We start from the raw sequence: 24396 nt of genomic DNA, 5'->3' as shown, positions 1-24396 counted from the left end.
GTAATATCCTGATATTAATAATGATTTATCTACTGTATATTATTGCTTCAACAGCTACTAATAAATCCATAGGCTTGTATTATTAGGTCTTTTACGTAATAACTGCCTCTTTATTCTAATTATTGCGGTAAGTTTTTCGCAGGGTTTTGAATAATCAATTTATTTTACGCACATTAACTTTGCGTCCTTTTAATTTCCCACTTTGTAAATATTGATATGCTTTATCTGCTTGGCTGTGGTGGATTGCAACATAGGAGTACATGGCGGTGATGTTAATTTTGCCAATTGTGTTGCCTTCTAATCCTGCATCTTTGGTTAATGCACCAAGGATGTCACCGGGGCGAATTTTATCTTTTTTCCCGGAGGCAAGGCAGAGTGTAACCATTTCTGGCACCCAGTGAGTTGTGTGGTGATTTTCTAATTCATTTATGTTTCCCCAATGAATGGGGTGCGGGTGGTTATCTTCAATGGAGCAAACCCGTTGTGCATCTGCAGGCGTTATAATACTTAAGGCGATTCCTTTACTCCCAGCTCGTCCAGTTCGACCAATACGATGAATATGGACGTCAAGATCAAAAGCGAGATCAAAATTGATCACTGCAGAAAGCTCCTTTATATCAAGCCCGCGTGCGGCAACATCAGTGGCGACAAGAATAGAACAACTGTGGTTAGCAAAACGCAAGACAGCAAGATCACGATCGGCTTGCTCCATATCTCCATTTAAAGCGATGGCACTGAAGCCTTCGTAGATGAGCTGGTCTGTGACTTCCGCTGTTTGTTGTTTCGTATTACAGAAGATTAACACTGAAACGGGTCGATAGTGCAACAGTAATGATTTTAATATGGGAAATTTCTGAGTTTGTTTCGAGACTTCATAAAAATGTTGTTCAATATCAATTTCGTCAGGAAGAGCTTCCACATAAACTTCTTTCGGATCCTTCATAAATTGTTTTGCAAGCTGTTTAATTTCTTCAGGGTAGGTTGCAGAAAAAAGTAGAGTTTGTCGTTGTTTGGGACAAACCGAAATAATGTTTTTAATGTCATCAAAAAAACCCATATCCAGCATTCTGTCTGCTTCATCTAAAACTAAAGTTTTTACATGAGATAAGTCTAAAGAGGCGTTTTTTAAATGCTTAAGAACTCTCCCCGGTGTTCCTACAATGATATGAGATCCATGCCGTAAAGAATCAAGCTGAGGCTTCATTGGTATACCACCAGATAAATTAATAATTTTGACATTAGGCATCAAACAGGCTAATCGACGGATAGCTTGGCTTACTTGTTCTGCCAGTTCACGGGTAGGGCAAAGAACTAAGGCTTGTACTGCAAAAAAAGAAGTTTTTAAATTATTTAATAAAGACAAAGCAAAAGCAGCGGTCTTTCCACTCCCTGTTTTTGCTTGAGCAATAATATCTTCATTTCTAAGAATTATGGGCAGACTTTCCATTTGAATTGAGGTCATATTTTCATAATTTGAAGAAGCAATGCTCTTTAATAACTCTTGACGAAGGGGGAGTTGGGCGAATGATAGGTGTTGAACGGTGTGTTCTGATTGAATCATGAAGTTTACCCTCTTGGTAATTAATTGCCATTGATACGTATTAGGTGTGGTCTGCCGGACGTCACGTTTTTGCCACAGTAATTTTTTCCAATAATTCCTTTATGGATAAAATGGTTTGATATATAGGTAGAAATGCGTATGATAATCTGTCTGCTAAGTAAAGCTTTAGTATATTAAAAATTAGTATAAATTATCGATGACGTCCGCGTGAGGTGTATTTCTCTTGGGCCATAGTTACTTTTAATAGACGTCCTTCCAGCATTTTCCCATTCATATCTAAAGAGGATTGAGCTTCTTGTTGGGAGCTAAAGGTTATAAAGCCAAAACCTTTGATATGACCAGTAAAGCGATCTTTGATTAAAAGAAGTTCCTCTACCTTACCATATTTTGAAAATTCCCCTTGTAATGATTCTTCAGTGATTCCAAAGGGTAAGTTACCTACATAAATTTTATTTTGCTTCACTGTCGTTTTCTCCAAGTAACCACTACAACTACAAAGAGATATAGTGGTTAAATAATATTAACTACTTAAATTAAATAGCTATTATATTTTGTGCTTGAAGGCCTTTTGCTCCTTGCGTCACAATAAATTGTACTCGTTGACCTTCTGTGAGGGTTTTGAAGCCAGAACTTATAATTTCTTTAAAGTGAGCAAATACATCCGGCCCCGTTTCTTGTTCAATAAAACCAAATCCTTTGGATTCGTTAAACCATTTAACGACTCCATTTACTGTTTTAGACATAAGTATCCTTAAGTGTTTATTATAAATGCCTGTATAGGCGAATTTAGCCGGAAACCGGTCAAGAGTTAAAAACTACCGAACGAGGGATTAAATGAATAAAACGACGATTTGGAGAGTATAAAATAGACATTTTCTAGCTGAGATTAGGATACTACCTTTTAAGGTTATAAGTCAATCTTATTTGTCTATCACTTTCATATCGAAAAAAAATGTTTACTTATACCGCAAAAATATATTTGATGACATTGAAATTAAACAATCCTCTGGAAATAATTTAGATTCTCTTTTTATTTGGATGCTAACCTAGCAAGAGGGGAGTTTGGTAATTACAATGGTCAAATTACTAATAACAAAACGCATCTGATTGAAAAAGAATTGCGAACCAGTTCCTAGGTGCTCTTAAATTACCTTAATCTTAAGGACACTATTCATCAACATATATGGGAAATTTTTGAGCGTTTTCTTTTACTGCTTTTAAAAAAAACTGACGACTTTCTCTGTCAGAGAAACTATTAATGCTAATTAATTTTTGAGTGCATGATGGACAGAGTTGATAGCAAAGGAATTTTCCATTTTTAGCTCGAGATTTACCTCTTAATGAAAAATCATTTGTAATTCCTAAACAATAATGGCACGTTTGGTAGCTCATAGAAAACCCTATATAAAATAGCTAATTGCTCCTAATGACTATGAGACAAGATAAAGAAATTACAGGATAAAAATGAATTTCCAAGATAGGCAATAAGAAGATAAAAGAGGGGTATAATTACAAAATACACCAATTAAAAATTGTAACATCTAATTAGCTAATAAACTAGCTATGAATATCAATAGATATTAAGTAGTGTTAACACTTTAAAGAAATAGAACTATAAATTGAGAATAATGATGGCGCGCTCGGAGGGACTCGAACCCCCGACACCTTGGTTCGAAGCCTGATACTCAATAATAGAAAACATTATAAATCAACAACTTACGATGCATCAAATCATCGAATTACTGCCTAGAACTGCCACAAATACACTACAAACGGTCACTGTTACGGCACGATTTCGTCACTGTTGTGTCAGGCAGCGCTAGGCAGTCCCAATCAATATTTCCCTGTGCGACATACAGCCACATTAGAGTCCTATTGTTGATTATTAGTATTTTGATTAGACTGACTCTGAATGGTATAATCTCTTATTACCTGAGTTAATAAAAATACAAAACGCGTATTTGAATTTGAGAGTGGTTGCGCTATAATATAATTAACCATGCCCGTCACGCCTCTCAATGATGCGCACCACGACGGGTTATTTTTTTATGGCTGAAAAGAGTTATACGAAACCTGCACTTACTGTTAGTCAACAGCTGGAGTTTTTATTTTCTCAGGGTTTGCAGATTGAGGATCAAAAACTAGCTATTCGTGCATTGGAAACAGTAAGTTATTATCGCTTATCATCCTATCTTTTGCCTTTTAAGCAATCCCACAATGCAAAGAACCCTCGCCAGTTTAAAGAAAACGCTACATTTGAACAAGTTTGGCAGCTTTATCAATTTGACAGAGAGCTAAGGTTACTTGTTGCTGATGCAATTGAAAAAATAGAGGTGGCATTTCGAGCGGCATTAACCAATGTGACAAGTATCCGATTTAATCCTTTTTGGTATGTAGAACGAAATTATTTTAAGGCTAAAGCTGGTGCAAATAGAGAAAGAGATTTTTTTGATGATTATCTAAAAACAATTAAAACGATTAGTACCAATAAGCAGGAACTATTTATTCAACATTATCATAAGAATTATGATAAACCATATTTTCCACCAATTTGGATGATGGTTGAGGCACTCTCCTTTGGTGTCTGTTCTAAGATGTTTAATAATATCCAGTCGAAAGATGTGCGTAATGAGATTGCTTCTTTTTTAGGTCAGCATACAACTGTAATTGAATCTTGGATAAAAAGTTTAACCTATACAAGGAACCTCTGTGCTCATCATTCAAGATTATGGAATAGATGGCTTGTTATTCCTCCGCTAATACCTAAGAATGCGCCTATTAAAACCCATATTGATGGTAACTATCGTTTTCAATTAATCGCTTTTATCATAGATCAATTATTAGAAACAATTGCACCTGAATCTAATTGGAAAATAAAGCTCTTTGAGCTATTTGAAAGAAATGAGCAGTTTTCAGGAATTGAAATGGGATTTATAAATAATTGGCGGGATGATCCAATATGGCATTGTTGAATAAATCAAAATTAGGCAACATTTCACCTAACCGAATTGGTTTTACTTCACTTTCACAGAGACTGGCATACCCAGTGAAGTGATTCGTTTAAAGCACGCGTAGCAATCCCACATTCTGTTTTTTGCTGAGGTAATTCCCTTGCTTTCATGGCTGTCCCCATGACTTTTTTGTAACGCAAAATAGCTAACTCTATATGGCTGCGCAAACCATAATTGTTTTTCTTTTGCCATACCATATCCCCCTCGTCCTGCAAAAGGCGAATATGATCGTCGCGCTGAGTGTTCGCTTTCCAGCTAATCACTGCAACTGATGGAGGAGGAATGACGATCTTTGCATCAGGCTGTTTCGTCAGTATAGCCTTATTAAAAGCAAAGCTTATTAAAAGCAAAGCTTGCTTCTTTAATTGCTTTTCCAGGAGAATTATGAAATTCAGCATTATCTACAATAAAGCTCTCGTCTGTTCCTTGAAATCGACCCGCTTGAATCCATGCATCTGGAAATATTTTGGCTCTGTCCTTACCAAATAATATTAACCCTGAACTGTAGGTACTTTTTTGCCTTGATAATCCATTAAGATAACGACCGTTTCTAGATCTTTCTTATCGATCTTCCTAATTTTTTCGAATTGCTCTAAAGCAGCTCTGAAGTCTATCGCTTCGGAGTTCAATGCAGTTAAGGGTTGCTCATCAAAAGTTTGATTGCTGACTATGCGATTTAACTCTTTAATCATTTCTGTGTCAGCTTTTCTATTTGTGGTTCCAGCACGAATATATACTCCTTCTTCTGGTCCTGATTTTTTTATAATAATGATGTCTAGTCTAGCTTGGAAAGACACGAACAATTAAAAGATAAATATCCCGCCATAGAATAGTATCTATTTCGGGAAAAATGTGTGGGGCAATTGATCGCTAATAAGAATGGCAACTTTTTCTCTGATGTTTTTTGTTCTAAAATAAAAACGTAGATACCAAAAAGCTTGTCCATTGAGTCAATTGGTATTTCGAGATCTCTGGATCTTCCAGTTCAACCGCTGTAAATCGACGTTCTATAAAGTCAAGAATAAAAACTTGAGGATTGAATCTTAGGGTGGTTTGTATTTGGGGCAAAATATAATTTGGATTTTCTATTAAGGAGGTGGTTTTTAAGCCACCCCTTAGAATAATTTATGCTGCAGTACGTCCTTTATGGGTATCAACGACAGGGAAGTCGATGTCCGTCTTGAATGCTTCGTTGAAGTAGTTAGTGAAAGTGTTCATCGCTACATGCGCTAAAATTTCAACCATTTCTTCATCACTAAATCCAGCTTCACGGACAGTCTTGATGTCGAACTCACTCACCCCACCACGACGTTCAATCAGTTGAGTAGCAAAATTGAGAGCCACTTGTGTTTTCTTATCAGACGATTTTCCTGAGAGGTTTTCTTTAAGTTCATCTTTATTAATCCCTGCTTTTTCTCCAAGATAGGTATGAGCGGATGCGCAGTAGTTACAGCCATTATAACCTGCTGAGACCAATGCGATTTGTTCGCGTAGTTTAGGGTTAAGAGCACCTTTGCTAAGAGAGGTCATAATCCCAATGTAGGCTTCCAGTGCCGCTGGTGAGTTGGCAAATGTGCTGAATAGATTTAATTCAGTGCCCATAGCTTTTTTTGTGCCTTCGAGTAGCTCTTTAGCTTTGCCTTGTGCGTTAGCGATAGAGATTTTTTTAATACGTTGCATGATACCTCTCCTTATTTTTGGATAGATTGGAATACGACAGTATCCTCTTGCCCTTTATATTTGTAGCAGACCATATAACTTACGTCAAGGAAATTGACAGTTGTTCGGAATTCTGTTGTTCGGAATTCTGACTATACTTAAGAATAGAGCATTAATCAGTGAGAAACCACCATGAAGAGTATTATCAAAGGTTTGTTATTTTTTTTCATGAGTGTTGCCTCTTTGACAGCCTATGCAGAACAAGCCTATAAACGACCTTCAGATGCTGTCATCAAACAAAAATTATCAACAATTCAATATAATGTTACTCAACAACAGGGTACAGAATCCCCGTTTAATAATGCTTATTGGAATAATGAAGAGCAAGGTATTTATGTTGATGTTGTTACCGGTGAACCATTATTTATTTCGCTCGATAAATATGACTCTAAGACTGGCTGGCCGAGTTTTACCAAACCGCTAGAACCTGGAAACATAATATATAAAGATGATAGCAGCATGTTTACTAGTCGGACTGAAGTGATTTCCAAACATGGAAAATCACATTTGGGGCATGTTTTTGGTGACGGCCCTCCGCCCACCAATAAACGTTTTTGCATGAATTCTGCGGCGCTGGAATTTATTCCAGTCAAGGATCTGCAGAAAAGAGGTTATGGTAAGTATTTGCCACTATTCAAAAATGCAGGAAAATAACGTGAAGTAATATGCCATGTTTATGGCTCACAACAAGATTTGCCTTTGATAAACAGAGCTTAGGCAGTTGAGTGGTTTTGCCTGGTTTTTGCAATTTATCAATTAATCAGCTACCTTTAAGCTGGATAATATTATCAACAGGGAGCTTAAACCTGACATGAAGTTTTATCTTCATCCATCTTGTCATTTATTATCAATGCATTGGAACAGTTTTGACCTCATTAAAGCATCAAGAGATGGTTACAAGCATCCTCCTCGTCCTAAAAAAATGGCTCATTCACAATCTTTAGTCATTTGGCGCCGCCAACTTCAAATAAGATATTATCTAATGGATAAGTTAGAGCAAAATATGTTAAGCCAATCCAAAACAAGGCTTCTTTCATAGAAATTTGTGAACAATTAAGCTATGAAATGAAGGATGAGAAAGCGGCAAGCTATTTGGTAAAAAAATTGTATGTTTGGCTTGAGGAACAATTGTTTGTCCATCAATTGAATCCTTTTGTCTAAAACACTATTATGCCTCGTTTCTAGTCATTCATTAAAATCATTGGTTTTTTCTATCTGTATTTCTTTTTCTTAATGGAGGTAATAAGTAAATTATTTGCTCTAAAAGTAAAAAAGGACCATACTCAATCGGACAGCACAGAGAATTTATTTCGTGCTCCTACAAGGAAGGATACATGGACAACTCCTCAAAACCACCAGGCAAGCGCTCCATAAAAGCTGAAATGATTTAATTCAACTATTGATGCTTTTCTAATAATGGTCGCCAGGCTGCCTAAATGTGTGTAATTAAAAGTAGCATTGGATGGTTTATTATAAACAAGAGCCGCAATTTTTTTGGCAACAAAAGCGCCGCTTTGTTATGCGGCAGGTGCAAGTCCAGGGAAAGATTTTCCGTACCACTTCAATGTAAAAAGATTTAAATATGGTTAACAATTTTATAAGGATAGCAGCGATGAAAAAAATTAAATCATTGTATATACCGCAATTAATATTTATTTTTATGATGCCAGTTCTTGCCTGGGCTTCAGATATTTCCTACAGTTTGGTGGGTATTCAGGGGTATGATCCTGTGTCTTATTTTCAACAAGGTGGGCCTGTACGTGGTAGCGGAAACTACACGGGATATTATGAAGGTGTGAGTTATATTTTTTCTAATCAAGAGAACAAAAAAACATTTCTTGCAAATCCTGAAAAATATCTTCCCGCTTATGGAGGATATTGCGCGTATGGCGTATCCGTTGGGAGCAAAATAGTGAGTGATCCTTTAGCTTGGAGAATTGTGGATGGAACACTCTATCTAAATTTAAACAGCAAAACACAAGATGTTTGGGCAAAAAATATACCTGGCAACATAAAGAAGGCAAATATTAATTGGCCAAAAATTAAAGGCATCGACCCTAAAGACTTATAATAAGTTGCACTGTTTTAATATAATTCTCCTTCCCACTTAGTTTGCATCCGGATTTGTTTTGCGGTTCGAATTAAGAAGTTTGGAAGGGGAAATGATGTAATGAGTATGTATTCATTAAGTAAAGATTCGGGAAATTGTGGTGATTAATACAGACTCTATAGCCTTTAAACAGACTACCGTCAGCGGTAAGCCAGTAATCGTGGCTGGGAAAGCCTTGACATCTTTTAATATTCACCTAAACTTTTCATTAAAACGTTGAGCTTAATATATCGATAATATCATGTTCATTAGCTGAAGAAGGAATATGAAAGAAAAAAAAAGGAGTAAAACAAGTAAATACCTAAGTAATTTAGTTTTAATTCTTGCTCTCTCCATGATGGTTAGCTCAGCTGTGATTTCATATTTCTTTATCAGACAAAATGAGCTGCTTATATCTTCTTTGAAAATGCAAGCGCAGAACAAACAAATTCTCATTAAAGATGTATGGAACAATATAGTAAAAAAAGAAACCAGAGCTGATATCGCGATACTTCTGTCTGTTTTACCTGTAAAAGATGAGGTCGAAGTTCAGGCCATTAAAAAAGACTATTTGAGAGACTTTTCTGAGTTAACAGGAACATCAAGTACAGCGGATATTGTCAAAGAGGTTAAAAAGGAAATTGAGCGTTATGGTGAATATATTGATAATTTATATCTTGATCAAGTGACTATTCAAAATAAAGCAACTGCAATCGAAGGTAGTAATAAATTGTATTCTGAAATAGCGTTTTTTCTACAAATATTTAGCGTTGTATTGATTATTTTAAGGAAGGATTTTACAGAATAATAATAGTCTCAACGATGGATCTTAATCCCAAGTTACTCCTTAACACGAAAGTTTATAAACTTGTTTAACCTTGACAGCGAATTGATCGGTGCTATATTTAAAAGATAACATATCGGATAGTCCTGAAATAATATGATTATTTTCCAATACCATGTTATGTAACTGTTATATTAATCAAGGGGCATTAAAATGATAAAAAACGGAATTTTTACAGCAGTTGCAGCAGCGATAACTTTAACAACTAGTGTTGCATTTGCTGAAGGTGAAATGGAGAAATGTAGCGTTGTTAAAGATGGCAAGGGATTAATTAAGGAAAACAAAGCAGATTGCAAAGGTTCTTCCCACTCCTGTGCTGGACAAAATAAAGCAGGTGATTCTGAATCGTGGATCTTAGTACCAAAAGGTCAATGTGATAAAATAAATGCGGGTGATTTTAGCGCTGTTGGGCAAGACATTAAAGATAAAATCGAAGTTTCAAATTAATCGATTCGTATATTATGACTTTGAACCCGCTAATAGGTATTGGACTTCGGTACCCTCATTACACACAAGTTCTAGAGGAGCGACCTTCGATTGGCTGGTTTGAAGTTCATAGCGAAAATTTCTTCTCCAACGGCGGAAATGAGATAAAAGCTCTTTTAAATATTTCCGAATATTATCCGATAAGCCTTCATGGTGTTGGGCTATCTTTGGGTTCATCCGATGGTATCTCCAAAGTCCATTTGGATCGCCTATCGAATCTTGTTCATCAGGTGCAGCCTAAATTTGTTTCTGAGCATCTTTCATGGGGACATGTTGGTGGCATACACATGCCTGATTTACTTCCAGTGCCTTATACAGAAGAAAGTTTTAACACCTTTAAGCGCAGTATATCGATAGCACAGGATTTTTTAAAACGAGAAATTCTTATTGAGAACCCATCTTCCTATATAGAATATAAGTCATCCAGGCTCCATGAATCCTATTTTTTGGTGGAGCTTTGCAATCAAACAGGTGCCAAGATTCTGCTCGATGTGAATAACCTATTCATCTCATCCTGGAATCACGGATGGAATACCAAAGAGTACATTGATTCTATTCCATTTAATTTAGTAAAAGAAATTCATATTGCTGGTCATTCCATAAAAGAATTGTCAAACGATAGTACTCTGCGTATAGATACTCACAATAATTATGTGTGTGATGAGGTGTGGGCTCTATACGATTATACTGTTCAAAGATTTGGCCCTATACCAACTTTACTTGAATGGGATGCAGACATCCCTTCTCTCAATGTTTTAATTGAGGAAGCTTCAAAATGCGAGTCATACCTCTCGTCTTACAAAGTCAATAGGGGGGTAGCAAATGCATGAATTACTTAAATTACAAGAGTCCTTTTATCGAAATATCTTTAAAAAAGACGTTGATTTAAGTTTTATAAGCTCGGATTTCTCCCAAGAACGGCTAGATGTTTATCGTCAGACTATTTTTGAAAATATGATCAATGCTTTGAGGATTACTTATCCAGGCGTTTGGAAATTAATCGGCAATGAGTGTGCCAATAGTGTTGCCTATACTTATTGCAAAAAGGATAAGTACTTACCAAAGACAGGCTGGCTTGATGATTTTGGTGGAGATTTCCCTGACTTTCTTTCCACATTACAGCAACTGTCTGAGTTGCCCTATTTAAGTGATTATGCCCACTATGAATGGCTCAAACATTTGGCGTATGGGGCTGTAGACTCTAAGTCCATTTCCCCTCAAGATTTAATGACCATCCCCGAAGAGGAAATAGATCATATCAAACTGAATTTTTGTCCTTCAGTTTGTATTTTTCAGTCCAAATACCCGTTGTTTGATATTCATGATACCATTGAGAATTGTAGTTCAAAAGCAATTACCCTTAAGACAGAAGCAGCTTATGGTGTTATTGGCTGTAAGGAAAACGAAATACATACCTATTGGATTGCCGAAGATCAGTGGCATTTCATAAAGAAATTATTTGAAGGTGCAAAGCTTTTAGAGAGCGTCCAGTATGCACAAACAATCAATCAAAATTTTGACTTAACTTCAGCAGTTGCTTTTGTGTTACAGGAGCAGCTGGTCGACAATATCATTAAAACCGGAGGCAATAATGCTCAATAATTCGGTAGAAACTTCTATAAATAAGCCGTTCATTTCTAAAATTATTCAAATTTATCTATCAGTTACAAAGGTTTTGGAGAAAATTGCCCTTCCTGTGCTTGTTTTATTCATGCGCTTATGGATGGCTAAAATCTTCTGGTATTCTGGCATGACTAAAATATCAAACTGGCAGTCGACCGTCTTCTTGTTTAGGGAAGAATATAAAGTTCCTTTTGTGCCTCCAGAAATTACTGCTTGTCTTGCAACCTCTTTTGAGCTCGCTTGCCCTGTACTTCTTATCTTTGGGTTTGCAACAAGACTTGCAACATTGCCTTTACTGGCTATGACCGCTGTCATTCAGTTTACCTATCTCGATTTAATAGACCATCGTTACTGGGCTATGCTGCTTGCTTTGATTTTATTTTATGGCCCGGGTTCACTATCTCTTGACCACTTAATTTCTAAGAAATTTGGATTATTGGCATCTTCGCGTGGCGATGTTGCCTAAATCAAATTTGGTGTGCATAATGCTTCTGAGTATAATAAGTCCAGCGATCTCAATAATTCTTTTTCTAATAGATTGCCCGCTCAGAAAAAGTAAATACTTTGAACAGATTTATGCAGGGTAAAAAAATAATTGTTTTATCACCCGAGTTTAAAAAGTATTAAACTAATGTTCAACACCGCAAGGAAAAAAGTGCAGAAAACGTCAGAACCATTCCCCGCACACGAAATTTGAAATGCTTTTTATTATAAATAAAAGCATAAGCATGAAGAATTCTTCCCAGAATAAAATATAAGGCCAAGATGAATAGAATTACCCAATGGGCTTGATTTGCTTCAGTGCAAAGCATCAATATCAATGCAACCCGTATTTAGGCGAACGCTTACGTATATCTGCCTGTATTTAAAACTTATATGGGACACGACTCTTTTCACGAAAGGGCCTATTACCTTCGTATGACGATCGATGTGTTTCCCGATATAAAGTTGAAAATGGAGACTAGGTACCCAGGAATAATCCCTGATTTGCAAGGCGATAACGATGAAACCAACTGATTTTGCAGAATATTTTACTGAATTTCTTACTGTTTATTTACCCAAACAAAAAAATGTAAGCAAGAACACCATTTACTCTTACAGAGACACATTGAAAATAGAAAAATATTTTCAGTCCAACAACTACCACTAATTTAAGAGAAAAATGATTACTATGAATAAAGATAATTATAATTGGATTGACTTGAGCCATTTTTATAGGCAAGTTTATAGAAACAATTCACGAGCCTTTTAAACTAATGTCTGAGATCAATTACAGTACAGTACAATATTACTTAGTACTCATTCTTATTTTTATTTATTTGTCATTGTTTGTTTTAGAGAAAAAGTGGCCTTTAAGAAAAGCAACTCGCCCATTATTGCCGCGATTAGCAATTAATTTCACCTTTACCCTCTTGGTTTATGTCATCGCAAGTCTGTTTATTAGCCCCTTAGCAAAAGCCACCGTCCTTTTCACCTTTAGCCATGATTTCGGCCTTCTATCTATGCTTCCCTTTAATCAATGGGTAGTGTTTATACTTGGGTTTTTGTTAATGGATTTAAGCTTTTACTACTGGCATGCTCTAAATCATAAACTTCCGTTGTTGTGGCGATTCCATGTCGTGCATCACGCTGATCCTGACTTAGATGTTTCAACCGCCATGCGTTTTCATTGTGTGGAAATTATGTATTCGAGTCTCTTTAGGTTGGTGCAATTAGGGTTGATTGGAGTGAGTCCCTTACTCTTTTTTTGCTATGAATTTTTTTTTCAAGCACATACTTTTTTTCAACACAGCAATATCAAATTGCCTTTTCGCTTTGAACGGCTAATTAATAAAATTATCGTTACTCCAAGAATGCATGGCATTCATCATTCCAATTATCTCAATGAAACCAATAGTAATTATGGGGTTGTATTTTCATTTTGGGATAGGTTGCATCAAACAATCAAATTAGATATTCCCCAACAAGCTATAATAATTGGTGTACCTGGGTATTCCAAGCCATCAGATAATAGTCTTATACGGTTACTTTTGATGCCAATTAAAGCTCAACGCCACTATTGGCAAATAAAAAAGGATTTTCATTTTAGTCGAAAGTCAAAAACTTCTGATAAGAAAGTAAGAACGTTATGTGAATAATGAAAAGGGCATCATCTTATGAAAATTAGTGCAATAAAAACTTGGCTGCCCTTATTAATTATAATAGTTTTATTAGGTCTTTTTTTGGGTTTAGGCTTAAATAAATACGTAAGTTTTGCCAGTTTACGAGACAATCATGAATGGCTTATAGCCATAACAAAATCACATTTTTATCTGGTCTCTTTCGTTTTTATAATAATTTATACAGTGGCTGTAGCACTCTCTATCCCAGGTGCTATCTTTTTGACTTTAATAGGCGGCTTCTTATTTGGAATACTTTGGGGAACTTTTTTGGTGGTTCTAAGTGCCACTTTAGGTGCAACGATTCTTTTTTTTGCAGTCCAATCGTCCTTAGGCGAAGTGTTTTCCAAGCGTGCTTCAGGTTGGGTTAAGCGGATGCGTTCTGGGTTTAAAGACAATGCATTTTCTTATTTGCTCACCTTGCGACTTATCCCATTATTTCCTTTCTGGGTGATTAATATCGTTTCTGCCGTATTGGGTGTGAGCGCTTCTACTTTTATCATAGCCACTTTTATAGGAATTATTCCTGGCTCTATTGTCTATGTGTCTGTTGGTAATGGATTGGGCGAACTATTTGCAGCAAGCCTTCAGCCTAATCTGGGGATTATTTTTGAACCCAAATTTATTCTACCTTTATTAGGATTAGCCGCTCTTTCTTTGATTCCTGTTTTTTACAAAAAAAAGGGTAAACAGGGTACTGAAAAAATGAAAGATAAAGATTTATTTTGTGATTTGGCCATTATTGGCGGGGGTTCTGCAGGCTTAAGTATCGCTGCAGGTTGCTCTCAATTGGGATTACAAGTGGTATTGGTTGAACCAAACAAAATGGGAGGTGATTGTTTAAATTACGGTTGTATCCCTTCTAAAACGCTATTGAACACTGCCAAAATCTTTTATCAAACCAAACATTCGACTGTTTTAGGTATTCAGGCAAAATCGGTGAAAATTGATTTTTTGCAAGTGATGCAGCAGGTGCATAATGTGATAGCGTGTATTGCAAAAAATGATTCGGTGGAACGTTTTACCTCTCTAGGTGTTCAGGTTATTCAAGAAGCAGGGCATTTTATAGGGCCAAAACAGTTTAAATTAAAAAGGAAAATTATTCGGGCCAAACATTTTGTGATTGCTACAGGCTCATCTCCAGCCATCCCTCCTATCCAGAACTTAAACAAGGTCTCTTATTTAACTAATGAAACCATCTTTAACCTAAAAGTACAACCTGAGCATTTGATTGTTATCGGCGGAGGTCCTATAGGCTGTGAATTAGCTCAGGCTTTCGCAATGCTTGGGTCTAAAGTCACTATTTTAGAAGCCTTTACTATTCTTCCTAAGGATGATGCCGATTGCGTGGCTATTATTCGAAGTCAACTTGAGTCGATGCAGATAGCACTTTATGAGCAAATTAAAATTAACAAAATAGAAGAGAGTGCTGATAAGACCATTAGTGTTCATTTGGAAAACCAGGACAACCCAATTACTATCACAGGCTCGCATTTGTTGGTATCAACAGGTCGTGTGGCTAATGTGGACGGGCTCGGTTTGGAAAAAGCAGGCGTTCAATACACCACCAGAGGGATAAACACGAATGCCAGACTTCAAACCACTAATAAAAAAATCTATGCCATAGGCGATGTGACAGGGCCTTATCAATTTACGCACATGGCTAGTTATCAAGCGGGTATTGCATTGAGAAATATTGCTTTTAAATGGCCTGCAAAAGTAGATTACAAAGCGGTGCCTTGGGTGACTTATACTGAGCCCGAATTAGCCCACGTGGGCCTATTGGCGAGTGAGGCCTTAAAAGATCCTACATTAAAAATCACAGAATTTGCCTTCGCCGAGGTGGACAGAGCCCAAGCGGAAAATAAGGTAAATGGCAAAATAAAAATCATAACCGGTAAAAAAGCTAAAATTTTGGGTGTGAGCATAGTGGGCGCTCATGCGGGTGAATTAATTTTACCTTGGGTTATAGCCGTTAAAGAACGGAAAAGTTTGCGAACTTTTACCGATGCGATTGCAGCGTACCCCACTTTTAGTGAAATTAGTAAGCGAGTTGCGGGAGAGTATTATAAGCCGTTTATATTTTCTTCTAAAATTCGAACTTTCGTTCGTTGGCTAAATAAATTAGGATAAATCTATGATAGAACAACACCTTAGGCCACTGTATCAACGCCTTTGTGTCAATCCAATTACTCCTGTGTTGATAGAGCGAGTGACCCCAAATCAAGTCACCTTCTTTTCTGGCGTATTGGGTCTTTTAGTGATACCCGCACTGTGGCTAAATCTACCCTATCTGGCCATTAGTTTACTATTACTGTCTGGATATTGTGATACCCTCGATGGTACTATTGCTCGTCTAACTAACCATAGCTCTGACTGGGGTAGTGTATTGGATATTATGACTGATCGCGTGGTTGAGGTGGGTGTTGTGTTTGCCTTATGGGCTATTAATCCAAATGAGCGGGGTCTTGGGTCTTTGTTAATGATGGCGAGTATACTACTTTGTATCACGAGTTTTCTTGTTGTGGGTATTTTTAAGACTAATGATTCAGAAAAAAGTTTTCATTACAGCCCAGGATTAATAGAAAGAGCTGAAGCCTTTGTTTTTTTTATAGCCATGATGCTTTGGCCAAACCACTTCCTAAGTTTAGCAATGATCTTTTCTTTGTTAGTGATAGGGACAGCGATGCACAGGCTTTATGAATTTCATAAGCAATCTATTTAAAAAGAGTTAAATACTCTTCATAGCCTTCTTTGCTCATTTGATCTTTTGGGATAAATCGCAATGCCGCCGAATTCATGCAATATCGTTCACCGGTGGGTTTTGGGCCGTCATTAAATACATGCCCTAAATGAGATTGCGCATTTTTAGAAAGCACTTCAGTTTGCACAAAAAACAAATAGTGTCTCGCGGGTTTTAAAATAACATTTGCGGTATTTATGGGTTTTGTAAAACTAGGCCAACCGGTTCCTGAGTCGTATTTATCCAGAGAACTAAACAGAGGCTCTCCTGAAACTATGTCCACATAAATTCCGGCTTGTTCATTATTCCAATAGGGATTATCAAAAGGTTTTTCTGTAGCAGCCTTTTGAGTCACTTGGTATTGTAGAGGCGTAAGCTGTTTTAGTTTTTCGGATTTGTTAAATTCAGGCGTGTAAGCCAGGGCAGTATTTAGCATAAATACGCTTACAATAAAACTAACTAGACTTTTCATCCCATAACTCCTTGATACGAGCATCACGACCACAATTGTAACGGTAATATTTGTAACGAATTGGATTTTTTTGATAATAATCTTGATGATATTCTTCTGCAGGATAAAACGTTGTAGAGGGAATTACCTCTGTATATACCTTAGGAAATCGTTTTTTTATTTCATCAATACTAGCTAAAGCTGCCTTTTTTTGATCGTCATTTAAATAGAAAATGACGCTGCGATATTGCTTACCAACATCGCAAAATTGCTGGTTTTGTACTGTTGGGTCGATATGACGCCAATAAAAATCTAGTAATTCTTGATAGGTCACTTTATCGCTATCAAAGACAACACGCACAACCTCTACATAAGCAGTTTTACCCGATGAGACCAATGCATAACCAGGCCTAGGCTCAGTACCACCATCATAGCCTGAAATAGTCTCTAAAACCCCAGGAACTTTATCAAAATCGGCTTCAACACACCAAAAACAACCACCAGCAAAGATGGCTTCGGATGGTTTAGCAAAAAGTGGTTGGGATAGAAGAGCTATCAAAATAAAGAGGTAGCGCATACCTAACCTTGGAAGACAGTTTGTATTTTAAGTGTAGCAGAAAATTACTTTAAGGTTTTAGCTCAAATACTCATGTTACCCACGATCAATTTTAAGCAGCCATATTTTTAAGCCCCTGCCAGGCAATTTGGTTCGCTCTAACAATTAGTTTGTACTTAATGGCAAAGTGATTTAATTGGGTTTTTATCTTCAGCATTTCGAGCTTGCAGTAAGCAATAATAGACGCATAAATATGATTGCACTGTGTTATGACGATTCGAGCTGGGGACTTGGTTAAGCTTGCATTTTGCTTAATTGACTTGTGATACTCTTCAATCCGCCAGGGTACACTTCATAAAGACGTTCGGCACTACTTTGCATGTCATTTGAAACAAGATAGAGAATTCCTGTTGAGCCATTTTCGTTTTTGAAAACCTTTTTCAGGAGCCTCACGGGGAGGTCTAGGCCTTTAAGCCAGTATATCCTCTTCAAGTTCTAATGCTCTTACTTGTTGGTACCGCCCGTTTTTGGCATCGTTTTCAGATAAGGCTAATGTTAGGTTAGACTTGATTCCAATGATAAACGACTTTTGAAGGTCTTTATGGATGTGAACCATATTGGCCTTCGAGCCAAACCAGTTGTCAGCTAGCACATAATCAAACATCACCTTATTGGTAATAGCCTGTGCAATCAAGCTTTGAAATAATTGATTCTTGTTCACTGATGATTTTCTTCTGGTTTGTCTGGTTTTAATATCACAATAAGCGATATCTTTTTTAATCACCTTATATCCTATGGATACACTGAAGTCAGCGTAACGAACCATGCAATACAAGATGTTTATCCCTTTGAGTACAGCCCCTTTAGCATGAGAGTAATACCAGCAATTCACTTCATTCTCATCAGAGTAGGGCTTCTCTTCGATGGAATCATCAAGTATCAATACTCCTCCTACTGTTTCTTGTGACCTAACTGGCTTTTTGACATAGTGCCAAAGTGATTTTGAACCAAAATGTTCAAAACGAAGAAATCGTGTTACTTTGTTATGAGCAAATGCTCCATCAACCAAATCAGATAACCCGGTAGCAGTCGCATATTTGTTTTGGAAAATTAAATAATCACAATAAAGATCAAGCATATCCATTGAATTCACTCCCTAAAATTAAGGGCAAAATTCTAATGCTTTTTATTCAAACTGCAAGTTCACGTGCGTAACATGAGTGGTTTATAAAAAATCTCAGAACTATCCGTTAACATTTCACTGGTAAATCGAATTAATTAGGTTAAATGTATTAGTATCTCCCTGTATACCTCACAACACACACAATAACGCCGATAATTATAGCGTCAGTTACTTTATCAATTTTTATATTCCCCCAATTATCATTTTCGGCCCGCAATTCAAATGGATTAAATTCTTTTGATAAGGTTAGTTGTTTATATCTACGCACGATAACCTCATTTTCTTCGTTAAGCTGTGCTGCAACTAAACTTCCTGGATGCAGTTCAGAATTGGGATCAATAATCAAAATATCATTAACTCTTAATTCAGGGTGCATACTCTCATCTTTCATTTTTAGAGCAAATGCATTTTCTCCAAGACGAGTACTAAGCTCAGAAGAAATCGGTATAAAGCTTATTTCATCTGAATTATGTTCGTTCCTAACCCTTTGAATGAATCCTTTAGGATCGCAGGCTTGTTGATGATCGAGCAGTGGAACCAATGACCCTAATCCTGGAATTTTTTTTGGACGTTTCTCATCGGTTAGGCACATCAAATAAGCAGGTGAAATATCTAGTGCTCTAGCAAGTTGTTTTATTTCTTCAGGCCCTGGAGTTCTATCACCTCGCTCCCAATTGCTAATTCTTGATTGTTTAAGATCATCAGTTAACTCCTCAAGGGCCTTTCTAGTTAATCCTTTTGCTATCCGTTCTTCTTGAATTCTTTGACCAATTTTTTCTTTTATATTCATATTAACCAACCCAATTAATCCCATATTGTGAAAATATATATTGACAATGCACCAAATAGTGGTAAATTAAAATAATTATTTACACGAATCGTACGACTCAAGTAGTAGTTAATAGTAAATATACCATATAAAAAAAATAATAACGAATTTGTACACGGATTGAGAGTGAATAGTGGATTTTTTAATTAATGACAAAGAACTTGCTGCTTTATGTGGGATGCCACACCTTCAGCAACTGGCTTACCTAAGAGGGATAAGGCCATATATGGATGTCAAAACAGGATTAGTCGGCATAAAGCGCGGAATCAGCTATCAATCGATAGCAGAGCAACTTTATATTGAGCCGCATCAAGGCATTAAAAGCGGGAGCTATTCACGCATGCAAATACGCCGTGCCTTATCTGCTTTGGGGCGAGCAGGGCTTATTACACCACAATCCGAAGGTTTAAAATTAATTTTAAGATGCGAATTAGCTACAATGGGTTATTCCGTCCAAAATAAACTAGACCTAAACCAGACACAGCAACTAGACCCAGCTAAAAATCAGCAACGCCTTATAAATACTGGCTTATCAAAGACAGACCCACTAAAAGCCGGCATAGATAAATCTCCAAAAGCCGACACACCTCTAAAAGAAGATAATTATTATATTTTTTTATTATCACAATTCGAAAAATTTTGGGATTTGTACCCGCTAAAAAAATCAAAGCAAAAAGCATGGGAAGCATTTCAAGCGCTTAATCTCACACCTGAGTTGCCAATACAAATTTATTCGGCTTTACAACAACAAATCCAGTTTTATCAACAACAGCATAGCCAAGGCCAATGGGTTGCTGCTTGGAAATATCCTGCCAATTGGTTAGCACAACATTGTTGGGAAGATGAAATTCAAAGTGATACGTGTCAGGAGACAAATAATGCAGTCCATGAAACAAATTATAAGAAACAACCCATTAGAGACAGCTTCTGGGAGTCATGTAAATCAGGCATTGAAGAAGAAACCGATGACAACATCATCGACCTTAGCGCCTACCGAGGAAGGTCGCAAGCGCATTGATCGATTATTTTTGAGGTTTGCAGCTATGTACGGACAGGTTTGGCGTAGTCAATTTAAAAGCGATGAGTTTTTAGTTTTTGTTAAAGGTGAATGGCAACAAGGACTATTTACCTATGCGGATAACATTCTTGATATGGCAATTGATTTATGTCGAAAAAATAAGGAACTACCGCCAACCTTACCCCAATTTATTGATTTTTGTAAAAATTGTTCCAAGAGAAGTTCATTTTTTGTACCTGATGCAGCTCCCAAAAACAATAACCCTGAAGTGGCTAAAACCCAATTACTGAAAATGAAACACATTTTAAATATGAAAGTTAACTAAAAAGGAGAAGAAGATGTTGAGTTTAACTAGAAGAGTCGGTGAAAGCATTGTTATTGGAGAAGATATATTTATCACAGTTCTATGTTGTAAAGGGAATCAGGTACGCATTGGGTTTAATGCACCCAATTCAGTAGCCATCCACCGTTATGAAATTTATCAAAAAATTCAATCTGAAAAGCACGATGGTTTGGCTGATCCAACAAAGAAATTTTGCCCATCAATGCAGCAATCAATCCTCAATCACCATTAAAAAGGAGGGATAACATGTCTTTATTAAATCAGTTCAGAAGTAACGTGTTAAGCAGTATTAATGCTCACATTGGAAAGATTTTCATACTTATTTGCTTGCTAATAATGGCTCAAGGAACCTTTGCAGCGGATGCTTTATCCGCTGCAGAAGAAGTAGTTAAGGATACCTACAATGGTTCGATAAAAACCTATCTTTATGTCGGAGAAGCTGTAGCGGCTGTTGTTACCTTGATGTTTACTCGAAATATTAAAACGCTTGGCGGCGTTGGGGCGATGGCTATTTTTCTAAATGTCGTTGCAATGCTAGCAGGGGTTTAAGATGGAAGATCCGAGAAAATACAAAACACCCCAATATCTTAATGAGCCTTATCGATTGATTATTTTTACACTCGATGAGGTCATGGTAGGAGCACTAACTCTCTACGTATTTGGGGCTGTTTGTGGTTTTTTTGTTACCTCATTGATTCTAACCTGTGCGTTTCTATTTCTTATGAAACGCATGAAGGGTAATGAAGGTCCCTATTTTTATATCCACCTTTTTTATTGGTTCTTTTCTCTATCACCTAAGTTACGGGCAACACCACCGTCATGGATTAGAGCGTTTTTGGGGTAACAGATGAAAATAGAACAAAAAAAATCAGAATTAATGAAGGAAAAAAAGATTAGGGTTTTATTCATAGGTATTAGTAGTGTGCTGCTAGCTATGACATTCATGCAATCAATTACCATTGTGGTCTTATTGCATTATGCTCATAGCAAACATGAAACCCATTTCATCCCACCTAAAATATCTCAAGAATTTACACTTTCTGGAACAGGTGTTTCGGAAGGTTATTTAAGAGACATGACCAATTTCTTAACGCAACTTCGTTTTAATATCACTTCAAGTTCAGCCACTTACCAATTTAATGCGCTCTTAGGCTATGTAGCTCCCTCACTGTATGGGGACATCAGGGCGCAATTGGTTAAGGAAGTCGAACAAATTAATCACGAACATTTATCCAGCGTGTTTTATCCATCGACCTTTGAAATTGATATCAAACACTTGAGCGTAAAAGTAATGGGACAGATGAAGCGTTTTGTTGGCGCGGATTTGATGTCTGATGTACGGGAGACTTTTTTGATTAGGTATTCCTATGAGTATGGCCTGTTGAAACTAACGAATCTTGAGAAGGTGTAATCATGAAACAAATGGCAATGATATTCAGCTTAGGCTTATTAATAGCAACAGCAGAAGGTGCTCAAATAAAAACAGTCAGAAATTATGAAGATATTTTCATTAATGCCTCAATTAAAGAACCCAATAATCTTATGTTAGAGGATGATCGCATTCAGCAAATAAAAGCACCTGGCAACACCCTGGTTGATGCATGCAATGGGAAGGCGAATTGCAAATTAATTGATGATACGACGGGTATTCTTACTTTTTTGCCATCGCCTCTATACCACACACGAGCTTTTACTATCAATTTGCTGACTGAAAAAGGTCTTTTTTACAACGTGCGTGTAGAACCAAAGCCCATTGCGTCACAAACAATCGTTTTTAAATCCTACAGAAATCCTGTAATTCGTGCCCGCGCTCCACATACATCAAGTTATGAAAAGGTGATGGTTGGTTTTTTACGAGCGCTTGTTAATGGGTATTTGCCAGAAGGTTTTACCCAAACAATACCCAAAAATCCTTCAGTCTATAAAGCACAAAAAACACAACTAAAACGCTTATTGACAGTTAATGGCAATCGTATGCGGGGTGAAATTTTTGAGTTAAAAAACGTAACCAACCAGCCTATTGATGCCAAGGAATCCTGGTTTAATTGGCCTGGAACCAAAGGGGTGGCGCTTGCTAAAACCCATTTAGCGCCGTTTGAAACTACTCGATTGTACAGGATTAGCTAACATGTCTATTCAACTTAAAAAACAACAACAGATCTTTTTAGGGATTGTTATCGGCGTTATAGTGTTGGTGATTGCGTGCTTTGCCTTATTGGGAAACAAGACAGTTAAATCCAGAGAGGTTGATAAACCCGCTTATAAAAAACACAGCTTAGCCAGCCCGATATCTACTGCCACTAATGAATCCCATTGGATTGAGAAAACACAAAATGCCTGGCGAGCTGAGCTTGCAAAATCAGAGCTCTTTGATAAAAACCTCAAGGCATTAGGTGATGAAAAAGACAAGCAAAGCAAGCTCATTACCTCGCAAAAAGATGAACTATCTGAAATGAAATCCACACTTTCTGAATTAAAGCATCAAATAGTTAAGCTACAAATGGAGCGTACTACCCCAATAGATGGGACATTAAAAAACAATGAGCCTCAAAATGGGTTGTTACCCCGAGCAGATGAAGCGGCAGCGAGCAACTCCATGGAGATGGATTCGGGATTTATTCAATACACAGCCAAGTTAAATAAAAAATCCAAGCCACGAATCAAAACACCCAATAATTATGTCTTCTCCAACACCTTTGCTAAAGCAGTTGTTTTACAAGGTGCAGATGCATCTGCGGGAGTTTTAAGCCAAGCAAATCCCGACATTATGATATTTCAAATTGTCGATGATGGAGTGATGCCGAATAAATACAGGGCACCACTTAAAGGCTGTATGGTAAGTGCTTCTGTAATTGGCGATATTTCCAGTGAGCGAGGAAAGTTTCGTACCGAACGATTAAGTTGCATTCATTCCAATGGCACCAATATCGACATCCAGGTTACAGGCATCATTTCAGATTCTAAAAACGGAATTCGTGGGCGTGCGGTATGGCGTGATGAACCGATGGTGAAAAAAGCTTTTTGGGGGAACTTCTGGGAAAGCATGGGCAATATTGGCCAGCAATATTCCACTGATTACAGCACCTCGCCTCTAGGAAGTGTATCAACCATTCAAGCAGGAAAAATTCCTCTCGCGGCTGTTTCTAGTGGCGGATCGGGCGCTGCAAAAATGTATGCGCAATACAACATCAAGCGTGCTGAAATGTACCACCCGATTATTCAATTGCCTCCAATCGTTACAGTAGATGTAACTTTTCTTAAGGGTTTTTGGCTTGATGGGGGAACGGACACTAATGCCCCTGAACAACCAGAAGAAAGCCAAAATTCCAAAGTAGCTTTTGAAGCCCCTGCCGAGTCTGAGACTGCTGAAGAAAAAGCTGCCAACCAATTTTTCTATAAAAACCACTCTTTCTAAGGATATATAGATCATGAAAATTTTAACTACTTTATTACTGTTGCCCTGTGTTGTTTTGACCGGTTGCGCCAAATTGAATGAGGACTTTGATTGCCCAGCTCCCAATGGAGGAACGTGCAAACGTATGGATCAGGTTTATGACATGGTGAATGGTAAGGGCAAATCCCTGGCTGTAACCCCCAGCCGAAATCCTTTGGTGATGGATGGGCGACCTGGTCAGCCTGTGCGTTATGGAGAAGGGGTGATGCCTCTTTGGATAGCACCTTATGAAGACACTGATGGCAATTATCATCAAGCCAATCGAGTGTACAGCGTTGTTAAGGAAGGACAGTGGATGCAGCAGTCACAATTGGCTTTAAAATAAGG

Annotated in this window: 30 protein-coding genes and 1 pseudogene; 21 read left to right on the top strand and 10 right to left on the bottom strand. The window is 37.2% G+C overall.

Features of this window, described 5'->3' with window-relative positions:
* Positions 1 to 154: 154 nt before the first annotated feature.
* From dbpA to Lani_RS01275, 3 genes are all read right to left on the bottom strand, one after another.
* On the bottom strand, positions 155 to 1561 hold the full coding sequence (dbpA, locus tag Lani_RS01285) for an ATP-dependent RNA helicase DbpA (RefSeq protein ID WP_019235011.1): 1407 nt from the start codon (positions 1559 to 1561) through the stop codon (positions 155 to 157).
* A gap of 190 nt (positions 1562 to 1751) precedes the next feature.
* On the bottom strand, positions 1752 to 2024 hold the full coding sequence (locus Lani_RS01280; RefSeq protein ID WP_019235012.1) for an RNA recognition motif domain-containing protein: 273 nt from the start codon (positions 2022 to 2024) through the stop codon (positions 1752 to 1754).
* A 70-nt stretch (positions 2025 to 2094) separates the two neighbouring features.
* Positions 2095 to 2304, bottom strand: coding sequence for a cold-shock protein (locus Lani_RS01275; protein ID WP_019235013.1), 210 nt, complete (start codon positions 2302 to 2304; stop codon positions 2095 to 2097).
* A gap of 1305 nt (positions 2305 to 3609) precedes the next feature.
* On the opposite strand from Lani_RS01275, the gene Lani_RS01265 reads away from it, so the two are divergent.
* The gene (locus tag Lani_RS01265) at positions 3610 to 4533 is read left to right on the top strand and encodes an Abi family protein (protein ID WP_015444231.1); all 924 of its coding nucleotides are present in this window, start codon (positions 3610 to 3612) and stop codon (positions 4531 to 4533) included.
* 53 nt (positions 4534 to 4586) lie between these two features.
* Here the strand turns inward: Lani_RS01265 and Lani_RS01260 are convergent, their stop codons facing one another.
* The 3 genes from Lani_RS01260 to Lani_RS01250 form a co-directional block, all read right to left on the bottom strand.
* Positions 4587 to 4970, bottom strand: a complete 384-nt coding sequence (locus Lani_RS01260) for a transposase (protein ID WP_010947827.1) — start codon at positions 4968 to 4970, stop codon at positions 4587 to 4589.
* Between the two features lie 93 nt (positions 4971 to 5063).
* Positions 5064 to 5369, bottom strand: a complete 306-nt coding sequence (locus tag Lani_RS01255; protein WP_016356980.1) for a hypothetical protein — start codon at positions 5367 to 5369, stop codon at positions 5064 to 5066.
* 328 nt (positions 5370 to 5697) lie between these two features.
* Positions 5698 to 6252, bottom strand: coding sequence for a carboxymuconolactone decarboxylase family protein (locus tag Lani_RS01250; protein WP_029345413.1), 555 nt, complete (start codon positions 6250 to 6252; stop codon positions 5698 to 5700).
* 171 nt (positions 6253 to 6423) lie between these two features.
* On the opposite strand from Lani_RS01250, the gene msrB (Lani_RS01245) reads away from it, so the two are divergent.
* The 11 genes from msrB (Lani_RS01245) to Lani_RS01195 all read left to right on the top strand — a co-directional run bounded on the left by msrB (Lani_RS01245) (position 6424) and on the right by Lani_RS01195 (position 16217).
* Entirely contained in the window at positions 6424 to 6945 is a 522-nt protein-coding gene (msrB, locus tag Lani_RS01245) for a peptide-methionine (R)-S-oxide reductase MsrB (protein WP_010947824.1), read from the top strand.
* Positions 6946 to 7102: 157 nt separating this feature from the next.
* Positions 7103 to 7330, top strand: a complete 228-nt coding sequence (locus Lani_RS01240; protein WP_015444232.1) for a hypothetical protein — start codon at positions 7103 to 7105, stop codon at positions 7328 to 7330.
* 573 nt (positions 7331 to 7903) lie between these two features.
* Positions 7904 to 8362: a YHS domain-containing (seleno)protein gene (locus tag Lani_RS01235; RefSeq protein ID WP_015444234.1), complete on the top strand. Its 459-nt coding sequence runs from the start codon at positions 7904 to 7906 to the stop codon at positions 8360 to 8362.
* Between the two features lie 304 nt (positions 8363 to 8666).
* Positions 8667 to 9188, top strand: a complete 522-nt coding sequence (locus Lani_RS01230) for a hypothetical protein (protein ID WP_010947822.1) — start codon at positions 8667 to 8669, stop codon at positions 9186 to 9188.
* A 189-nt stretch (positions 9189 to 9377) separates the two neighbouring features.
* A complete protein-coding gene (locus tag Lani_RS01225; protein ID WP_010947821.1) occupies positions 9378 to 9671 on the top strand; it encodes a BufA1 family periplasmic bufferin-type metallophore in 294 nt (97 codons plus the stop codon).
* 14 nt (positions 9672 to 9685) lie between these two features.
* Positions 9686 to 10540 carry an MNIO family bufferin maturase gene (bufB, locus tag Lani_RS01220; protein ID WP_010947820.1) on the top strand — a complete coding sequence of 285 codons (855 nt, stop codon included), beginning with the start codon at positions 9686 to 9688 and terminating at the stop codon, positions 10538 to 10540.
* Positions 10533 to 11312: an HvfC/BufC N-terminal domain-containing protein gene (locus tag Lani_RS01215; protein WP_010947819.1), complete on the top strand. Its 780-nt coding sequence runs from the start codon at positions 10533 to 10535 to the stop codon at positions 11310 to 11312. The genes bufB and Lani_RS01215 overlap by 8 nt, the downstream gene beginning before the upstream one ends.
* Entirely contained in the window at positions 11302 to 11799 is a 498-nt protein-coding gene (locus Lani_RS01210) for a DoxX family protein (RefSeq protein ID WP_010947818.1), read from the top strand. The genes Lani_RS01215 and Lani_RS01210 overlap by 11 nt, the downstream gene beginning before the upstream one ends.
* Before the next feature lie 790 nt (positions 11800 to 12589).
* Positions 12590 to 13471, top strand: coding sequence for a sterol desaturase family protein (locus tag Lani_RS01205; protein ID WP_010947815.1), 882 nt, complete (start codon positions 12590 to 12592; stop codon positions 13469 to 13471).
* Positions 13472 to 13489: 18 nt separating this feature from the next.
* Positions 13490 to 15625, top strand: coding sequence for an FAD-dependent oxidoreductase (locus Lani_RS01200; RefSeq protein WP_010947814.1), 2136 nt, complete (start codon positions 13490 to 13492; stop codon positions 15623 to 15625).
* A gap of 4 nt (positions 15626 to 15629) precedes the next feature.
* Positions 15630 to 16217: a CDP-alcohol phosphatidyltransferase family protein gene (locus tag Lani_RS01195; RefSeq protein WP_010947813.1), complete on the top strand. Its 588-nt coding sequence runs from the start codon at positions 15630 to 15632 to the stop codon at positions 16215 to 16217.
* Here the strand turns inward: Lani_RS01195 and msrB (Lani_RS01190) are convergent.
* The 4 genes and pseudogenes from msrB (Lani_RS01190) to Lani_RS01175 form a co-directional block, all read right to left on the bottom strand.
* The gene (gene msrB / locus Lani_RS01190) at positions 16210 to 16707 is read right to left on the bottom strand and encodes a peptide-methionine (R)-S-oxide reductase MsrB (protein WP_015444236.1); all 498 of its coding nucleotides are present in this window, start codon (positions 16705 to 16707) and stop codon (positions 16210 to 16212) included. The genes Lani_RS01195 and msrB (Lani_RS01190) overlap by 8 nt on opposite strands.
* Positions 16691 to 17263, bottom strand: a complete 573-nt coding sequence (gene msrA, locus Lani_RS01185) for a peptide-methionine (S)-S-oxide reductase MsrA (protein WP_010947811.1) — start codon at positions 17261 to 17263, stop codon at positions 16691 to 16693. The genes msrB (Lani_RS01190) and msrA overlap by 17 nt, the downstream gene beginning before the upstream one ends.
* A gap of 91 nt (positions 17264 to 17354) precedes the next feature.
* Positions 17355 to 18386 (bottom strand): annotated as a pseudogene (locus tag Lani_RS01180) (IS701 family transposase).
* Between the two features lie 148 nt (positions 18387 to 18534).
* Positions 18535 to 19215: a helix-turn-helix domain-containing protein gene (locus Lani_RS01175; RefSeq protein ID WP_015444237.1), complete on the bottom strand. Its 681-nt coding sequence runs from the start codon at positions 19213 to 19215 to the stop codon at positions 18535 to 18537.
* Between the two features lie 172 nt (positions 19216 to 19387).
* On the opposite strand from Lani_RS01175, the gene Lani_RS01170 reads away from it, so the two are divergent.
* The 9 genes from Lani_RS01170 to traV are packed head-to-tail and all read left to right on the top strand — an operon-like array spanning position 19388 to position 24394.
* On the top strand, positions 19388 to 20272 hold the full coding sequence (locus Lani_RS01170; protein ID WP_010947808.1) for a hypothetical protein: 885 nt from the start codon (positions 19388 to 19390) through the stop codon (positions 20270 to 20272).
* Entirely contained in the window at positions 20220 to 20597 is a 378-nt protein-coding gene (locus Lani_RS01165) for a hypothetical protein (protein WP_025520140.1), read from the top strand. Before Lani_RS01170 ends, Lani_RS01165 begins: the two co-directional genes overlap by 53 nt.
* A gap of 13 nt (positions 20598 to 20610) precedes the next feature.
* Entirely contained in the window at positions 20611 to 20847 is a 237-nt protein-coding gene (gene csrA, locus Lani_RS01160) for a carbon storage regulator CsrA (protein ID WP_010947807.1), read from the top strand.
* 14 nt (positions 20848 to 20861) lie between these two features.
* Positions 20862 to 21164, top strand: coding sequence for a fimbrial protein (locus tag Lani_RS01155; protein WP_010947806.1), 303 nt, complete (start codon positions 20862 to 20864; stop codon positions 21162 to 21164).
* A 1-nt stretch (position 21165) separates the two neighbouring features.
* The gene (traL, locus tag Lani_RS01150; RefSeq protein WP_010947805.1) at positions 21166 to 21459 is read left to right on the top strand and encodes a type IV conjugative transfer system protein TraL; all 294 of its coding nucleotides are present in this window, start codon (positions 21166 to 21168) and stop codon (positions 21457 to 21459) included.
* A gap of 3 nt (positions 21460 to 21462) precedes the next feature.
* On the top strand, positions 21463 to 22026 hold the full coding sequence (gene traE, locus Lani_RS01145; RefSeq protein ID WP_010947804.1) for a type IV conjugative transfer system protein TraE: 564 nt from the start codon (positions 21463 to 21465) through the stop codon (positions 22024 to 22026).
* A gap of 2 nt (positions 22027 to 22028) precedes the next feature.
* Positions 22029 to 22742, top strand: coding sequence for a type-F conjugative transfer system secretin TraK (traK, locus tag Lani_RS01140; RefSeq protein ID WP_010947803.1), 714 nt, complete (start codon positions 22029 to 22031; stop codon positions 22740 to 22742).
* Between the two features lies 1 nt (position 22743).
* The gene (locus Lani_RS01135) at positions 22744 to 24030 is read left to right on the top strand and encodes a TraB/VirB10 family protein (protein ID WP_015444240.1); all 1287 of its coding nucleotides are present in this window, start codon (positions 22744 to 22746) and stop codon (positions 24028 to 24030) included.
* A gap of 13 nt (positions 24031 to 24043) precedes the next feature.
* Positions 24044 to 24394: a type IV conjugative transfer system lipoprotein TraV gene (gene traV / locus Lani_RS01130; protein WP_010947801.1), complete on the top strand. Its 351-nt coding sequence runs from the start codon at positions 24044 to 24046 to the stop codon at positions 24392 to 24394.
* The last annotated feature ends 2 nt before the right edge of the window (positions 24395 to 24396 follow it).

The sequence above is a fragment of the Legionella anisa genome (assembly GCF_001467525.1).
Taxonomy (GTDB): Bacteria; Pseudomonadota; Gammaproteobacteria; order Legionellales; family Legionellaceae; genus Legionella; species Legionella anisa.
Note: the sequence above shows the minus strand (reverse complement) of the source record. Positions and strands in the feature narration are given on the sequence as shown.

What these genes read in the sequence shown, in the direction of transcription:
- Lani_RS01165 (WP_025520140.1), top strand. Translation starts at nt 20,220, where the DNA reads ATGACAACATCATCGACCTTAGCGCCTACCGAGGAAGGTCGCAAGCGC.
- Lani_RS01215 (WP_010947819.1), top strand. Translation starts at nt 10,533, where the DNA reads ATGCATGAATTACTTAAATTACAAGAGTCCTTTTATCGAAATATCTTT.
- Lani_RS01175 (WP_015444237.1), bottom strand. Translation starts at nt 19,215, where the DNA reads ATGAATATAAAAGAAAAAATTGGTCAAAGAATTCAAGAAGAACGGATA.
- Lani_RS01135 (WP_015444240.1), top strand. Translation starts at nt 22,744, where the DNA reads ATGTCTATTCAACTTAAAAAACAACAACAGATCTTTTTAGGGATTGTT.
- Lani_RS01250 (WP_029345413.1), bottom strand. Translation starts at nt 6,252, where the DNA reads ATGCAACGTATTAAAAAAATCTCTATCGCTAACGCACAAGGCAAAGCT.
- Lani_RS01240 (WP_015444232.1), top strand. Translation starts at nt 7,103, where the DNA reads ATGAAGTTTTATCTTCATCCATCTTGTCATTTATTATCAATGCATTGG.
- traV (WP_010947801.1), top strand. Translation starts at nt 24,044, where the DNA reads ATGAAAATTTTAACTACTTTATTACTGTTGCCCTGTGTTGTTTTGACC.
- Lani_RS01225 (WP_010947821.1), top strand. Translation starts at nt 9,378, where the DNA reads ATGATAAAAAACGGAATTTTTACAGCAGTTGCAGCAGCGATAACTTTA.
- Lani_RS01155 (WP_010947806.1), top strand. Translation starts at nt 20,862, where the DNA reads ATGTCTTTATTAAATCAGTTCAGAAGTAACGTGTTAAGCAGTATTAAT.
- msrB (WP_010947824.1), top strand. Translation starts at nt 6,424, where the DNA reads ATGAAGAGTATTATCAAAGGTTTGTTATTTTTTTTCATGAGTGTTGCC.
- bufB (WP_010947820.1), top strand. Translation starts at nt 9,686, where the DNA reads ATGACTTTGAACCCGCTAATAGGTATTGGACTTCGGTACCCTCATTAC.
- msrB (WP_015444236.1), bottom strand. Translation starts at nt 16,707, where the DNA reads ATGAAAAGTCTAGTTAGTTTTATTGTAAGCGTATTTATGCTAAATACT.
- Lani_RS01200 (WP_010947814.1), top strand. Translation starts at nt 13,490, where the DNA reads ATGAAAATTAGTGCAATAAAAACTTGGCTGCCCTTATTAATTATAATA.
- msrA (WP_010947811.1), bottom strand. Translation starts at nt 17,263, where the DNA reads ATGCGCTACCTCTTTATTTTGATAGCTCTTCTATCCCAACCACTTTTT.
- Lani_RS01210 (WP_010947818.1), top strand. Translation starts at nt 11,302, where the DNA reads ATGCTCAATAATTCGGTAGAAACTTCTATAAATAAGCCGTTCATTTCT.
- Lani_RS01275 (WP_019235013.1), bottom strand. Translation starts at nt 2,304, where the DNA reads ATGTCTAAAACAGTAAATGGAGTCGTTAAATGGTTTAACGAATCCAAA.
- dbpA (WP_019235011.1), bottom strand. Translation starts at nt 1,561, where the DNA reads ATGATTCAATCAGAACACACCGTTCAACACCTATCATTCGCCCAACTC.
- Lani_RS01230 (WP_010947822.1), top strand. Translation starts at nt 8,667, where the DNA reads ATGAAAGAAAAAAAAAGGAGTAAAACAAGTAAATACCTAAGTAATTTA.
- Lani_RS01195 (WP_010947813.1), top strand. Translation starts at nt 15,630, where the DNA reads ATGATAGAACAACACCTTAGGCCACTGTATCAACGCCTTTGTGTCAAT.
- csrA (WP_010947807.1), top strand. Translation starts at nt 20,611, where the DNA reads ATGTTGAGTTTAACTAGAAGAGTCGGTGAAAGCATTGTTATTGGAGAA.
- traE (WP_010947804.1), top strand. Translation starts at nt 21,463, where the DNA reads ATGAAAATAGAACAAAAAAAATCAGAATTAATGAAGGAAAAAAAGATT.
- traK (WP_010947803.1), top strand. Translation starts at nt 22,029, where the DNA reads ATGAAACAAATGGCAATGATATTCAGCTTAGGCTTATTAATAGCAACA.
- Lani_RS01265 (WP_015444231.1), top strand. Translation starts at nt 3,610, where the DNA reads ATGGCTGAAAAGAGTTATACGAAACCTGCACTTACTGTTAGTCAACAG.
- Lani_RS01260 (WP_010947827.1), bottom strand. Translation starts at nt 4,970, where the DNA reads ATGCTGAATTTCATAATTCTCCTGGAAAAGCAATTAAAGAAGCAAGCT.
- traL (WP_010947805.1), top strand. Translation starts at nt 21,166, where the DNA reads ATGGAAGATCCGAGAAAATACAAAACACCCCAATATCTTAATGAGCCT.
- Lani_RS01235 (WP_015444234.1), top strand. Translation starts at nt 7,904, where the DNA reads ATGAAAAAAATTAAATCATTGTATATACCGCAATTAATATTTATTTTT.
- Lani_RS01205 (WP_010947815.1), top strand. Translation starts at nt 12,590, where the DNA reads ATGTCTGAGATCAATTACAGTACAGTACAATATTACTTAGTACTCATT.